General features: G+C 66.5%; 17 protein-coding genes. 9 read left to right on the plus strand and 8 right to left on the minus strand.

The genetic code is table 11. The features are described 5' to 3' along the window. From KIT86_RS16580 to KIT86_RS16590, 3 genes are all read right to left on the minus strand, one after another. The coding region (locus tag KIT86_RS16580) for a GNAT family N-acetyltransferase (protein ID WP_297400334.1) at positions 1–536 on the minus strand (536 nt) is incomplete at its 3' end. Between the two features lie 10 nt (positions 537–546). Next, positions 547–783 carry a hypothetical protein gene (locus KIT86_RS16585; RefSeq protein ID WP_297400336.1) on the minus strand — a complete coding sequence of 79 codons (237 nt, stop codon included), beginning with the start codon at positions 781–783 and terminating at the stop codon, positions 547–549. A gap of 120 nt (positions 784–903) precedes the next feature. Beyond that, a complete protein-coding gene (locus tag KIT86_RS16590) occupies positions 904–1,746 on the minus strand; it encodes a MoxR family ATPase (protein ID WP_297400338.1) in 843 nt (280 codons plus the stop codon). Positions 1,747–1,864: 118 nt separating this feature from the next. Here KIT86_RS16590 and KIT86_RS16595 point away from each other — a divergent pair, with 118 nt between their 5' ends. Continuing rightward, complete coding sequence (locus tag KIT86_RS16595; RefSeq protein WP_297400341.1) at positions 1,865–2,521, plus strand: c-type cytochrome; 657 nt, start codon at positions 1,865–1,867, stop codon at positions 2,519–2,521. A gap of 49 nt (positions 2,522–2,570) precedes the next feature. Here KIT86_RS16595 and KIT86_RS16600 read toward each other — a convergent pair whose 3' ends face one another. After that, entirely contained in the window at positions 2,571–3,005 is a 435-nt protein-coding gene (locus KIT86_RS16600) for a DUF1841 family protein (protein WP_297400343.1), read from the minus strand. Between the two features lie 81 nt (positions 3,006–3,086). Between KIT86_RS16600 and pcaF the strand changes: the two genes are divergently transcribed. Further along, positions 3,087–4,289, plus strand: a complete 1,203-nt coding sequence (pcaF, locus tag KIT86_RS16605) for a 3-oxoadipyl-CoA thiolase (RefSeq protein ID WP_297400345.1) — start codon at positions 3,087–3,089, stop codon at positions 4,287–4,289. Here pcaF and KIT86_RS16610 read toward each other — a convergent pair whose 3' ends face one another. After that, a complete protein-coding gene (locus KIT86_RS16610) occupies positions 4,290–4,928 on the minus strand; it encodes a trimeric intracellular cation channel family protein (protein ID WP_297400347.1) in 639 nt (212 codons plus the stop codon). Between the two features lie 58 nt (positions 4,929–4,986). Here KIT86_RS16610 and KIT86_RS16615 point away from each other — a divergent pair, with 58 nt between their 5' ends. The 3 genes from KIT86_RS16615 to KIT86_RS16625 all read left to right on the plus strand — a co-directional run bounded on the left by KIT86_RS16615 (position 4,987) and on the right by KIT86_RS16625 (position 6,956). Continuing rightward, positions 4,987–5,748, plus strand: a complete 762-nt coding sequence (locus tag KIT86_RS16615; RefSeq protein WP_297400349.1) for a sulfite exporter TauE/SafE family protein — start codon at positions 4,987–4,989, stop codon at positions 5,746–5,748. 69 nt (positions 5,749–5,817) lie between these two features. Then, entirely contained in the window at positions 5,818–6,435 is a 618-nt protein-coding gene (locus KIT86_RS16620) for a ParA family protein (protein ID WP_297400351.1), read from the plus strand. A 65-nt stretch (positions 6,436–6,500) separates the two neighbouring features. Further along, positions 6,501–6,956, plus strand: coding sequence for a MaoC family dehydratase (locus tag KIT86_RS16625; RefSeq protein WP_297400353.1), 456 nt, complete (start codon positions 6,501–6,503; stop codon positions 6,954–6,956). A gap of 14 nt (positions 6,957–6,970) precedes the next feature. On the opposite strand, the gene KIT86_RS16630 is transcribed toward KIT86_RS16625, so the two are convergent. The 3 genes from KIT86_RS16630 to KIT86_RS16640 form a co-directional block, all read right to left on the minus strand. Continuing rightward, complete coding sequence (locus KIT86_RS16630) at positions 6,971–7,306, minus strand: hypothetical protein (RefSeq protein ID WP_297400355.1); 336 nt, start codon at positions 7,304–7,306, stop codon at positions 6,971–6,973. Between the two features lie 140 nt (positions 7,307–7,446). After that, complete coding sequence (gene trmL / locus KIT86_RS16635; protein ID WP_297400357.1) at positions 7,447–7,920, minus strand: tRNA (uridine(34)/cytosine(34)/5-carboxymethylaminomethyluridine(34)-2'-O)-methyltransferase TrmL; 474 nt, start codon at positions 7,918–7,920, stop codon at positions 7,447–7,449. A 14-nt stretch (positions 7,921–7,934) separates the two neighbouring features. After that, a complete protein-coding gene (locus KIT86_RS16640; RefSeq protein ID WP_297400359.1) occupies positions 7,935–8,660 on the minus strand; it encodes a ComF family protein in 726 nt (241 codons plus the stop codon). Between the two features lie 89 nt (positions 8,661–8,749). On the opposite strand from KIT86_RS16640, the gene KIT86_RS16645 reads away from it, so the two are divergent. From KIT86_RS16645 to ctaD, 4 genes are all read left to right on the plus strand, one after another. Continuing rightward, positions 8,750–9,619 carry a biotin synthase gene (locus tag KIT86_RS16645; RefSeq protein WP_297400361.1) on the plus strand — a complete coding sequence of 290 codons (870 nt, stop codon included), beginning with the start codon at positions 8,750–8,752 and terminating at the stop codon, positions 9,617–9,619. A gap of 146 nt (positions 9,620–9,765) precedes the next feature. After that, positions 9,766–10,278 carry a DUF2244 domain-containing protein gene (locus tag KIT86_RS16650; RefSeq protein WP_297400363.1) on the plus strand — a complete coding sequence of 171 codons (513 nt, stop codon included), beginning with the start codon at positions 9,766–9,768 and terminating at the stop codon, positions 10,276–10,278. A gap of 136 nt (positions 10,279–10,414) precedes the next feature. Continuing rightward, positions 10,415–11,569 carry a cytochrome c oxidase subunit II gene (gene coxB, locus KIT86_RS16655; protein WP_297400410.1) on the plus strand — a complete coding sequence of 385 codons (1,155 nt, stop codon included), beginning with the start codon at positions 10,415–10,417 and terminating at the stop codon, positions 11,567–11,569. 40 nt (positions 11,570–11,609) lie between these two features. Beyond that, entirely contained in the window at positions 11,610–13,235 is a 1,626-nt protein-coding gene (gene ctaD, locus KIT86_RS16660; protein ID WP_297400365.1) for a cytochrome c oxidase subunit I, read from the plus strand. Positions 13,236–13,257 lie beyond the last annotated feature (22 nt).

A 13,257-nucleotide genomic window follows, 5' to 3' on the forward strand; every position in this document is an offset into this window, starting at 1 on the left:
GACCGCATGCTGTACATCACCGTGTCGCGGATGGTGCCGTCGCGGCGCAGCGCATGGCCGCGGATGACGCCGTCCTTTTTCGCGCCCAGCCGCTCGATCGCGCGTTGCGAGGCGAAGTTGTAGTTGTCGGTGCGCCAGCCCACCACGTGGCAGCCCAGCGTGTCGAAGGCGTGCCCCATCATGAGCAGCTTGCACGTGGTGTTCACGTGGGTCCGTTGAACGCTTTGCGCATACCAGGTGTAGCCGATCTCGACCCGTTTCACCGCCGGCAGGATGTCGTGGTAGCTGGTGCTGCCCAACACCCGGCCGCTGGCCTCGTCGGTCACGGCAAAGGCCAGGCGGTGGCCTTCGTCGCGCATCTGCAGTGCGGTTTCGATGTAGGCACGCGTCTGCCCGGGTTCGGGCACCGAGGTGATGCGCAGCTTCCAGAGTTCGCCGTCAGCGGCGGCCGCACGCAGGCCCTGCTCGTGGTCCAGCGCAAGCGGCACCAGGGCCAGGCCGTTGGCGCGCAGGGTGAGGGGTTCGACGAAGGCCATGGCTCGCAGGTCAGGCGGAAGGGGGTGGTGGCGGCGCGATCAGGCGCCGCGCCACCAGCTTGCCGACGCCGCAGCCAAGGGCGATCAGGCCCAGGCCGGCCATCTCGCGCCATCCAAAGGCGTCGGGCGCCGCGAAGAAGTCCAGGCCCAGCTGCTGGCCCAGGGCCCAGCCGGCCAAAGAGCCGATCACGAAACCGGACGCATCGGCCAGGCCTTCCTTGAATGCGTGGCGGGTCTGTTTGTCCATGTCAGCGTCTCCGATGAAGTGAACCTTGGAGCGAGACAGCGCCGCGGCGGCTTTGCCGCCCGGCTGGCGTCGCCCCTTGAGGGGGATGCGGCCACACGAAGTGGGCAGGCAGCGCGGAGGTCATCGATTTCTCTGGTTCATGAAGACCAGTTTCTCGAACAAGGTGGTGTCCTGCTCGTTCTTGAGCAGCGCGCCCACCAGCGGGGGCACGCTGACCTTGCTGTCGGCGCTCTGCAGGGCCTCGAGCGGGATGTCCTCGGCCATCAGCAGCTTGAGCCAGTCCAGCAGTTCCGAGGTGCTGGGCTTCTTCTTCAGGCCGGGCAGGTTGCGCACGTCGTAGAAGGTCTTCATGGCCGCGGCCAGCAGCTCCTTCTTGAGCGAGGGGAAGTGCACGTCCACAATCCGCTGCATGGTCTCTGCATCGGGAAACTTGATGTAGTGGAAGAAGCAGCGGCGCAGGAAGGCGTCGGGCAGTTCCTTCTCGTTGTTGGAGGTGATGAACACCAGCGGGCGGTGCTTGGCCCGGATCATCTCGTGCGTTTCGTAGCAGTAGAACTCCATGCGGTCGAGTTCGCGCAGCAAGTCGTTGGGAAACTCGATGTCGGCCTTGTCGATTTCGTCGATCAGCAGCGCCACCGGCTCGTCCGCCGTGAAGGCCTGCCACAGCACGCCCTTGACGATGTAGTTGTGGATGTCCTTCACGCGCTCGTCGCCCAGCTGCGAATCGCGCAGGCGGCTCACGGCGTCGTACTCGTAGAGGCCCTGTTGCGCCTTGGTGGTGCTCTTGATGTGCCACTGCAGCAGTGGCAGCTTCAGGGCGCCGGCCACTTCCTCGGCGAGCATGGTCTTGCCGGTGCCGGGCTCGCCCTTGACGAGCAGCGGGCGCTTGAGGGTGATGGCGGCGTTCACCGCCAGCATCAGGTCTTGCGTGGCAACGTAATTCTCGGAACCTTGGAATTTCATGAAAAAGCGCCTTGTGCGAAGGTTGGCGGGGGTGTGGCCGGGGGCGAGGACCAGTCTATATAATCAGGGGTTGATTTTCTCAGCCGGTTCCATTCATTGTGCTTGCAAAATGATTCCAATGTTGTCCACGATCGCCCGCACCCTTGTCGCCGCTGCGACCCTCTCCGTCGCTCTTGCTGCCCAGGCCCAGGGCGTCACGGGTGATGTGCAAGCCGGCCACAAGAAGGCCGAAATGTGCATCGGATGCCACGGCATCGTCGGCTACCAGAACAGCTTCCCCGAGATCCACAAGGTCCCCAAGATCTCGGGCCAGTCGGACAAATACATCGTGGCGGCGCTCAATGCCTACAAGAAGGGCGACCGCAAGCACCCCACGATGCGCGGCATCGCGGGCTCGCTGAGCGAGCAGGACATGGCCGATCTGGGCGCCTACTACGCGTCGCAGGCCGACAAGGCCGCCCCTGAGGCGCCTCGCACCGCCAGCACCGCAGCCGCCGCCCTGATCGAGAAGGGCGCCTGCGCCTCTTGCCACGGCGCCAACTTCAGCAAGCCGATCGACCCGAGCTACCCCAAGATCGGCGGCCAGCACGCCGACTACCTGTTCTTCGCGCTCAAGGCTTACACGGTCGAGGGCAACAGCATGATCGGCCGCTCCAACGGCATCATGGCCGGCATTGCCAAGCAGTACACCCCGGCCGAAATGCGCGAGATCGCCAAGTACCTGTCGACGGTCGAAGGTGAGCTCAAGGTGGTGCCGCAGTCGCGCTTCCGCTGATCTGCCGCCCACATCGAAAAAGCCGCTCATCGAGCGGCTTTTTTTGTGTTCAGTCGCGGGTCGCGCGGCGCCGCACCGCGTCGATGTAGGCCTGCCCGTCGGGCGGGCGGCCCGCGCGCTGGCTTTCCCAGAGCATCGTGCCCAGGCACTCCATCACCTCGTGGTGGGCCACATGCAGGTCGCCGCGCCGGGCCGCCAGCAGTTCCACAGCCTGGCGAATGCCCGGTGGCTGGTCGATGCTGCACTGCTCGCTGATGGACAGGTGCATGGACAGGTGCAGGAAGGGGTTGTCGCGGTCGCTGTCGGGTTCGCCCAGGCGCGCCAGGGCCGCATCCACGTCGGACAGCTCTGCGTGGTATTCGTGGTGTTCGGCAATCCATTGGCCGGCCAGGGTCTCGATGGCCTCCATGGGTTGTTGCTGCAACTGTTTCTGGTGAACGGCGCAGAAGAAGCGCCGCACGTCGGCTTGGGATGGGCTGAACATGGTGCGGGGATTCTCCTGCATGCCGCCCACCCCTGCGCCCGGCTTGGGTACAGTCGCGGGTTGACCCTGAGGAGAACCTACATGAACCAAGCCTTCATCTGCGACGCGATTCGCACCCCCTTCGGCCGCTATGGCGGTGCCCTCTCCAGCGTGCGCGCCGACGACCTCGGGGCGATTCCGCTCAAGGCGCTGATGCAGCGCAACCCCGGTGTGGACTGGGCCGCCGTGACCGACATCCTCTTTGGTTGCGCCAACCAGGCGGGGGAAGACAACCGCAACGTCGCGCGCATGGCCGGCCTGCTCGCCGGTCTGCCGCTGGAGCTGCCCGGTGCCACCATCAACCGCCTGTGCGGCTCCGGCCTGGATGCCGTGGGCTCGGCCGCGCGCGCCATCAAGGCTGGCGAGGCCGGCCTCATGATCGCCGGCGGCGTGGAGAGCATGAGCCGCGCGCCCTTCGTCATGCCCAAGGCGGAAAGCGCCTTCAGCCGCGCCAACGCGGTCTACGACACCACCATCGGCTGGCGCTTCGTCAACAAGCTCATGAAGGCCCAGTACGGTGTGGATTCCATGCCCGAGACGGCTGAAAACGTCGCGACCGACCACAAGATCGAGCGCGAGGCGCAGGACCGCATGGCGCTGTCCAGCCAGCTCAAGGCCGTGGCCGCGCAGAAGGCCGGCCACCTCGCTCGCGAGATCACGCCGGTGACCATCGCGCAGAAGAAGGGCGATCCGCTGGTGGTGGACAAGGACGAGCACCCGCGCGAGACCAGCCTGGAAGCCCTGGCCAAGCTCAAGGGCGTGGTGCGCCCCGACGGCACGGTGACCGCGGGCAACGCCAGCGGTGTGAACGACGGCGCCTGCGCGCTGCTGCTGGCCGATGAGGCCTCGGCGGCGAAGAACGGCCTGACGCCCAAGGCCCGCATTGTGGGCATGGCCACGGCCGGCGTGGCGCCGCGCGTGATGGGCATCGGGCCGGCGCCGGCGACCGAAAAGGTGCTGGCGCTCACCGGGCTCAAGCTCGAGCAGCTGGACGTGATCGAGCTCAACGAGGCCTTTGCCGCGCAGGGCCTGGCGGTGCTGCGCATGCTGGGTCTGAAGGACGACGACGAGCGGGTGAACGCCTGGGGCGGGGCGATCGCGCTGGGCCACCCGCTGGGCGCCAGCGGCGCGCGGCTGGCCACCACGGCGGTCAACCGCCTGCACGCCACCGGTGGGCGCTATGCGCTGTGCACCATGTGCATCGGCGTGGGGCAGGGCATCGCGCTCGTGATCGAGAGGGTGTGATCAGAGCTTCCATTCCGGAAGCTGCCAGTTCCGCCACAGGGCCAGGCCGCGCAGGCCGGCCGTGAACACCACGCAGGCCACCAGGGCGATCCAGCCCGCGGCCTCCACCTCCCACAGGCCGACGTACAGCCAGCCACCGGCGAAGGCGCAGAGCGCATAGGGCCGGTGGTCCTTGAAGGCCGTGGGGATCTCGTTGCAGACCACGTCGCGCAGCACGCCGCCAAACACGCCGGTGATCAGGCCCATGAGCACGGCCACCAGGGCCGGCAGCTCCAGCATGAGGGCCTGGTGCACCCCGGTGGCGGTGAACAGGCCTAGGCCCAGTGCGTCGGGCCATTGAATGGCGCGCTCGGTCAGTTTCATGTGGCGCCCGCGCAGGAACACCATGGCGAGCACGCACAGCCCGAGCACGCCCCAGAGCAGCTCGACGTGGCGCACCCAGAAGAACGGGCGCTGATCGAGCAGCAGGTCGCGCAGCGTGCCGCCGCCGAAGGCGGCAAGGAAGCCCACCACCGCCACGCCCACGGCGTCCAGCCGCATGCGCGCACCCATGAGGATGCCGGAGAGCGCGAAGGCCACCGTGGCCGCCAGCTCGACCAGCAGGCGCAGGGTCTCGCCCCAGAACTGAATGTTGTGCATGCGCCGATTCTCGCCGGGCGGCGGGCAGGGGCATTCGCCAGCGGCGACAATCCCGCGCTTGAACTTCCCGCTCATCACCGATCCCTCGTTCTATTTCGTCGCGATTCCCGCCGTGCTTCTGCTGGGCGTGAGCAAGAGCGGCTTTGGCGCCGGCTTCGGGTCGCTGGCCGTGCCCTTGATGGCCCTGGCGGTCACCGTGCCGCAGGCCGCCGCCATCCTCATGCCGGTGCTGCTGCTGATGGACTTGCTGGGCATGGCGGCCTTCCGCAAGAACTTCGACCGCCGCCTGCTGATGTTCCTGCTGCCCTGCAGCCTGGTCGGCCTCGTGATTGGCGCCCTGCTGTTCAAGTGGCTGGATTCCCGCGTGGTGGCGGGCATGGTGGGTGTGTTCACCCTGGTGTTTCTGGCGCAGCGCCTGCTGTTCCCACCGCGTGCCGACAGCGCACCGCCGCCGCGCTGGGTGGGCGCGCTGCTCACAGTGACCTCGGGCTTCACCAGCTTCGTGGCGCACGCCGGCGGGCCTCCGCTCAATGCCTATGTGATCCCCATGCGCCTCTCGCCAGCGGTCTTCACCGGCACGCTGGCCTTCCTGTTCTTTTTCGTCAACCTCGCCAAATGGGTGCCCTATGCCTGGCTCGGCTTGCTCGATCTGCGCAACATGGCGACCTCGCTGGCGCTGCTGCCATTCGCCCCGCTCGGGGTCTGGCTGGGGGTCTACATCGCCAAGCGCATCGAGCCCCGGCTGTTTTACCGGCTCATCTATGCGGGGATGCTTCTGACCGGCTGCAAACTGGTGTGGGACGCGGTGGCGATAACATAGCGCCCGATACGATACCCCCTACCCCATCACGGTGTCCGTGTGGGGCGTCCGCACACAAAGGAGCTTTTCATGCCCATCGTGGTGGTTGCGAATCCCAAAGGAGGCGTCGGCAAGTCCACGCTGTCGACCAACGTCGCCGGGTACTTTGCCCGTCAGGGTCACTCGGTCATGCTGGGGGATGCCGACCGCCAGCAGTCCTCGGCGCTCTGGCTGCGCCTGCGCCCACCCGAAGCCCGGCCGATCCGGACCTGGGAGGTCTCGCAAGACCTGATCGCGCGGCCGCCCAAGGACGTCACGCATGTCGTGCTCGACACCCCCGCCGGTTTGCATGGCTGGCGCTTCAAGGACGTGCTCAAGATCGCCGACAAGGTGCTGGTGCCGCTGCAGCCCAGCATCTTCGACATCTATGCCACGCGCGCCTTCATCGATGAGCTGGCCGAGTCGCGCCGCGCGGGCCAACTGCAGGTGGGCATCGTCGGCATGCGGGTGGACATGCGCACCATCGCGGCCGACAAGCTCGGCGAATTCGTGGCCGGCCTCGGCCTGCCCGTGCTGGGGGCCCTGCGCGACACGCAGAACTACGTGCACCTGGCTGCTCGGGGGCTCACGCTGTTCGATGTCACGCCCAGCCGAGTCGAGAAGGACCTCAAGCAATGGCAGGGCATCTGCGAGTGGCTTGACCGCTGAAACCTGTCGGCGCCGTGTCGCGGGCCCGACATGCGCGGTGCGAGGCCGGCGATACAGTGGCTCGCATGAAAACCTTTGAATCCCTGGCCGATCTGGCGGCTTGCGTGGGCCAGGAAGTGGCCGTGAGCGACTGGGTGGTGATCACCCAGGAGCAAGTCAACCGCTTCGCCGAAGCCACCGGTGATCACCAGTGGATCCACGTGGACGTGGAGCGCGCCAAGGCCGGTCCTTTCGGCGGCCCGATCGCGCACGGCTTTCTCACCTTGTCCTTGCTGCCGGTGTTTTTCGAGTCCGCCTTCGACATCCGCAACACGCGCATGGGCGTGAACTACGGCCTGAACCGGGTGCGCTTTACCGCGCCGGTGCCGGTGGGCAGCCGCTTGCGCGCGCGTCTGACGCTGCAGGCCATCGAGCCGATCGAACAGGGCGGGCAGCAGATGACCTGGGCCGTGGTGGTGGAGCGCGAAGGGGCCGACAAGCCGGTCTGCTTTGCCGAATCGCTGGTGCGCCAGTACCCCTGAGGGCGCCGTCGCGATTACTTGATGCGGATGAGCTGCTTGGGCTCAAGCCAGCCTTCGAAGCACTGAATCAGCTGGTTGATGCGCTCGGCCGCGACCGACTGGTCGTGCCGCTGCGAGATGAGTTGGTAAGCGTCGTTGCGCAGCAGCCAAAGCTCCTGGGGCGTTTGGGCCTGATCGATCTGTTTGCGCAGCCGGGTGGCGGGCGTGCCGGTGCAGTCCGCGATGCTGCGCTCGAGCTGCAGCCGGATCCGGGCGAGATCTTTCAGGCTGGGGCTGCGTGTGGCGCGTGGCCGGGACGCAAGGTTCACCCGGAAGATCCGGGTGAGGACTGAAATCAGAGCGGTCTCCATGCGAACGTTCCGTCGTGCGGGAAATGGCGATCGGGCCGGCGCCCGAATGGGACAGACCGGACCCGATCAGGTTGGCATGGCTATGTTGCGCGTTTCGAGCGCGAAGCGATCCTTGCGTCCAGCCACTTGCGTGACCTGCGTCACGGAACCGGCATCGCAAACTGCAGCTGGCGCCAGGCCTCGAACACGGTGACCGCCACCGCGTTGGACAGGTTGAGGCTGCGCTGGCCCGGCACCATCGGCAGCCGAAGCCGCTGCGCGGGCGCAAAGGATTCCCGCAGCGCGTCCGGCAGCCCCCGCGTCTCCGAGCCGAACACCAGCCAGTCGCCGGGCTGGAAGGCGTTCTCGTACACGCTGTGGCTCCCGCGGGTGGTGAAGGCGAACATGCGCCGCGGGTCCGGTGCCTCGGCCTGCAGGAAGCTGGCCCAGTCCGCGTGACGGCGCAGGTCGGCGTACTCGTGGTAATCGAGCCCGGCGCGGCGCATGTGGCGATCTTCCATGGAAAAGCCCAGGGGCTCGATGAGATGCAGGGTGCAGCCGGTGTTCGCGCTGAGCCGGATCACGTTGCCCGTGTTGGGCGGGATTTCAGGTTGGACGAGGACGATGTGGAACATGGTGGCGGGCGAGCTTACCGCGGCGGCGTGCGCGCGAACACCAGGGCGCTGACCCGGGCCACGCCAGCTTTGCGCAGGGCCTGAGCCGCCGCCTGCAGCGTGGCGCCGGTGGTGGTCACGTCGTCCACCAGCAGCACGTGCCGGCCGTGCAGCCGGGGTGCATGCAGCGGGTGGGTGGCGAACACGCCTTGCAGGTTGCGCAGGCGCTGCTCGCGCGGCAGGCTGTGCTGGTCGGGGGTTTCGGTCAGGCGCACCAGGGCCTCGGCCAGGGCGGGTGCCCGTGCGGCGGGTCGGCTGGCTCGGCGCAGGGCTTTCACAAGCTCCCAGGCCTGGTTGTAGCCGCGCTCGGCCAGGCGCGCGGGTGTGAGCGGCACCGGAGCGACAATGTCGCACAAGGCAAGCAGCGGGCCGGCCTGGGGCGCCTGCAGCATCCGGCGGGCGAAAGGCCCGGCCCAGCCGGGCTCCTGGCGGAACTTGAAGCGCGCGATCAGGCTGTCCCAGGGGTAGGCGTAGTCCACCGCCGCCACACACGCCAGCAAGGCGGACGGTGCGGGCCGGGTCAGGCAGGCGCCGCACAGCGGCACCTCCACGGGGAGGCGCACGGCACACGCCGTGCACCGCGGACCCTGGTCCTGAAAGCGCTGCGCACAGGCCTCGCACACCGCGCTCGATGGCCAGGCACCGCAGACCTGGCAAGTGCCGGGCAGGGAATTCCAGAGCGCGCGCCATGAAGTCAGCATGGGGCCAATATACTGGCGCGGCCTCGTTGTCCTGCCTGCCGGCATTCCGTTTGAACACCTCCGCCCCCTCTGAAATCCCCGTGCCCGGCATGGACACCGTTGCGGCCCTGCGCTGGCAGCGGCGCGCGGCGACGGCCAGTCCGTGGCTGCATGAAGAAGTGGGCTCTCGCATGGCCGAGCGGCTGAAATGGTTCCGCGAGCCGCCCGCCAGCTGGATGCATTGGGAACCGGTGAGGGGCGGTCTGCTGACGCACCAGCAACTCCGCGCGCAGTTGCCCGACGCGCCCTGCCATGTGGCGGCGCTGCGCCTGCCCGAGGCCTTGCAGGCCACCCGGGAGGCGGGTGGCACGGGCTGGAACCCTCTGAGCTGGGGGCGCAGCCGGGGCCCGCAGGCGGCCAGCGATGACACCCGCGTGAGCATGCTCTGGGCCAACATGGCCCTGCACAACGAGCCGCGACCGCAAGCGCTGCTCAAGCGCTGGAACGCGCACATCGAGACCAACGGATTCCTGATGTTTTCCTGCCTGGGGCCCGACAGCCTGCGCGAGTTGCGCGCGGTGTACGCGGATCGAGGCTGGCCCGAACCGGCCCACGCGTTCACCGACATGCACGACTGGGGCGACATGCTGGTGCACAGCGGGTTTGCCGAACCGGTGATGGACATGGAGCGCATCACCCTCTCCTACAGCGGCGCGGAACCCTTGCTGGCCGAGTTGCGCGGCCTGGGCCGCAACCTCCACTCGGACCGCTTTGCCGCCTGTCGGTCGCGAGGCTGGCGCGCGCGGCTGTGCGAAGCCATCGAAACGGGCCTGCCGCGCGCGGCCGACGGCCGTCTGCTGCTGACCTTCGAGATCATCTACGGCCATGCCTTCAAGCCCACGCCTCGGGTGCCCATGGGGCCTGCGACGGCGGTGCCGATGGAAGACATGCGCGCCATGCTGCGGGGCCGCCGGCGCTGAGCCGGGCCTTTGGCCGCGCCGGTAAACCGCATTGTCCGAGTCGGGTGGGGCGGCTTTGCAGCCGGGCGGCGGCCTTCTCGCCGCTACAATCGGAGGCGATCCAAGTTTCAAGGGGATTTTCCCTGCGTGAACGCGCGCGCCTTCGGGTGCTGCGCAGCTTGAACCGGTGGTGGGTGGTGAACCTTACCTGCAGCGCTCATCGTTTCGCGACCGCGTCTGAACAAGGCCTGGAATGGTCGTTGAAGCGCAACTGTTCGGTCACGCCCGCACAACTGGGATGGCTTTACGCCTCCATGTGTGTCGTGTCGCTGGGTGTGGCTGGATTCTTCTGGTCGCAAGGTGCAACCCTGGTGCTGCCTTTCGCGGTGCTGGAGTTGATCGTCGTGGCAGCGGCCTTTCTGGCCTATGCCCGGCATGCCACCGACGGCGAACGCATCTGCCTGCGTGACGGCCGGCTGGTGGTGGAGCAGGAGATGGCGGGGCGGACGAAGCGGTGCGAGTTCGCCCGCGAGTGGGTGCAGGTGGCGCCGCGCGAAGGAGGCGATCAGATGATCGAACTCCGGTGCGGCGGCCAGTCGGTGAAGGTGGGGCGCTTTCTGCGCCCTGAACTGCGGCCGGTGCTGGCGCGGGAGATACGCCAGGCCTTGCGTGGCGCGTGATGGTGGGGTTTTGGGTAGGTGTGCCCGGAAAATTTGTTCTAATCGGCATTGATATAAATCAATACTTATATTTGAGGCGCTTAAAGTGAGTACGACGAATAAAAAGGTGCATTCCCTGCGAAACCGGTGGACCGCGATCCGCGCCGCGGCAACCACGCTGGCATTGGGCGCAGGCGCCTGGTCCACGGTCGCTGCTCAGGCGGTCAAGGACCTCGCTGGCGGCCCGGCGGTCAATCAGCTGAACTTCCATCCTCCGGTGACCCGCATCGCCGAGGAGCAGCACTGGCTGCACTGGTTCATGATGGTGCTGTGCGCGATCATCTTCGTCATCGTCTTCGGCGTGATGTTTTATTCCATCCTGAAGCACCGCAAGGCGGCCGGGCACAAGGCGCAGGAGTTGCCTGAGCCGATCTGGGTGGAGCTGGGCTGGACCATCGTCCCGCTGCTCATCGTCATCGGCATGGCCCTGCCCGCCACCAAGGTGCTCGTTGCCCAGAAAGACACCACCAACAGCGACCTGACCATCAAGGCCACGGGCATGCAGTGGAAATGGGGCTATGACTACATCAAGGGCGAGGGCGAAGGCATCGGCTTCCTCTCCACGCTCGACAACAACCAGCGTGTGATGTCCAACAGCGGCAAGCCCGAGGCCACCGACGACTACCTGCTCAAGGTGGACAACCCGCTCGTGGTGCCGGTCAACAAGAAGGTCCGCATCATCACGACCGCCAACGACGTGATTCACGCCTGGATGGTGCCGGCCTTCGGCGTCAAGCAGGATGCGATTCCCGGCTTCGTGCGCGACACCTGGTTCCGCGCCGAGAAGACCGGCGACTTCTACGGCCAGTGCGCCGAGCTCTGCGGCAAGGAACACGCCTACATGCCGATCCACGTGAAGGTGGTGTCGGCCGAGGAATACACCGCCTGGGTGACCGCGAAGCAAAAGGCCATGGCCGCTGCCGCAGACGACCCGAGCAAGGTCTGGACGCTGGCCGACCTGGTCAAGCGCGGCGAGTCCGTCTACGCCGCCAATTGCGTGGCCTGCCACCAGGCCAATGGCAAGGGCGCTGGCCCGATCAAGCCCCTGGATGGCTCCGCGATCGTGACCGACACCGACCACGGCAAGATGATCAATGTGCTGCTGCACGGTGCAGCAGGCGGCGCCATGCCGGCCTGGAAGCAGCTGTCCGACACCGAGCTGGCTGCGGTCATGACCTACGCCAAGAACAACTGGTCGAACAAGACCGAACAGATCGTGCAGCCGGCCGAAGTGCTGGCCGCGCGCAAGTGATCTGTTGACAGAAAAACATTGAGTCTCAAAGGAATCGACCATGAGTGCAGTTCTTGACCACCACGACGCACACGGCCACGACGATCACCACGACCACCACGCCCCCACGGGCTGGCGCCGCTGGGTCTACGCCACCAACCACAAGGACATCGGCACGCTGTACCTGCTGTTCGCCTTCACCATGCTGATGGTGGGCGGCGTGCTGGCCCTGCTGATCCGCGCCGAGCTGTTCCAGCCTGGCCTGCAGCTGGTGAACCCCGAGCTGTTCAACCAGCTCACCACCATGCATGGTCTGATCATGGTGTTCGGCGCCATCATGCCGGCCTTCGTGGGCTTCGCGAACTGGATGATCCCGCTGCAGATCGGCGCCTCCGACATGGCCTTCGCGCGGATGAACAACTTCAGCTTCTGGCTGATGATCCCTGCGGCCATCATGCTCGTGGCCTCATTCTTCATGCCTGGCGGCGCGCCCGCCGCCGGCTGGACGCTCTACGCACCGCTGACGCTGCAGATGGGCCCCTCGATGGACGCGGGCATCTTCGCGATGCACATCCTGGGCGCGTCTTCGATCATGGGCTCGAGCAACATCATCGTGACCATCCTGAACATGCGCGCGCCCGGCATGACGCTGATGAAGATGCCCATGTTCTGCTGGACCTGGCTCATCACCGCCTACCTGCTGATCGCCGTGATGCCCGTGCTGGCCGGCGCCATCACCATGACGCTGACGGATCGCCACTTCGGCACCAGCTTCTTCAACCCCGCCGGCGGCGGTGACCCGGTGATGTACCAGCACATCTTCTGGTTCTTCGGCCACCCCGAGGTCTACATCATGATTCTGCCGGCCTTCGGCATCGTGAGCCAGGTCGTGCCCGCCTTCGCGCGCAAGAAGCTGTTCGGCTATGCCTCCATGGTGTACGCCACCGGTTCCATTGCCATCCTGTCCTTCGTCGTGTGGGCCCACCACATGTTCACCACCGGCATGCCGGTGACGGGCCAGCTGTTCTTCATGTACTCCACCATGCTGATCGCCGTGCCCACGGGCGTGAAGATCTTCAACTGGATTGCCACCATGTGGAAAGGCTCGATGACCTTCGAGACCCCCATGATGTGGGCTGTCGGCTTCATCTTCGTGTTCACGATCGGCGGCTTCACGGGCCTGATCCTGTCGGTCGCGCCAATCGACATCCAGATGCAGGACACCTACTACGTGGTGGCCCACTTCCACTACGTGCTGGTGGCCGGCTCGCTGTTCGCGATGTTCTCGGGCATCTACTACTGGCTGCCCAAGTGGACTGGCGTGATGTACAGCGAGACCCGCGGCAAGATCCACTTCTGGTGGTCGATGATCTCGTTCAACATCACCTTCTTCCCGATGCACTTCCTGGGTCTGGCCGGCATGCCCCGCCGCTACGCCGACTACCCGATGCAGTTCGCCGACTTCAACGCGATCGCCTCGGTGGGCGCGTTCGGTTTCGGTCTGGCTCAGGTGTATTTCTTCCTGGCCGTGGTTGTGCCCGCCATGCGTGGCAAGGGCGAGAAAGCGCCCCAGAACCCCTGGGAAGGCGCTGTGGGCCTGGAGTGGGAAGTGCCGTCGCCGGCGCCGTTCCACACCTTCGAGAACCCGCCCAAGCTTGACGCGACCGCCACCAAGGTGATCGGCTAAGCCGCTTTCCAAGCCATGCCTG

Origin of the sequence: Hydrogenophaga sp. (assembly GCF_026125825.1) — a bacterium.
GTDB lineage: Bacteria > Pseudomonadota > Gammaproteobacteria > Burkholderiales > Burkholderiaceae_C > Hydrogenophaga.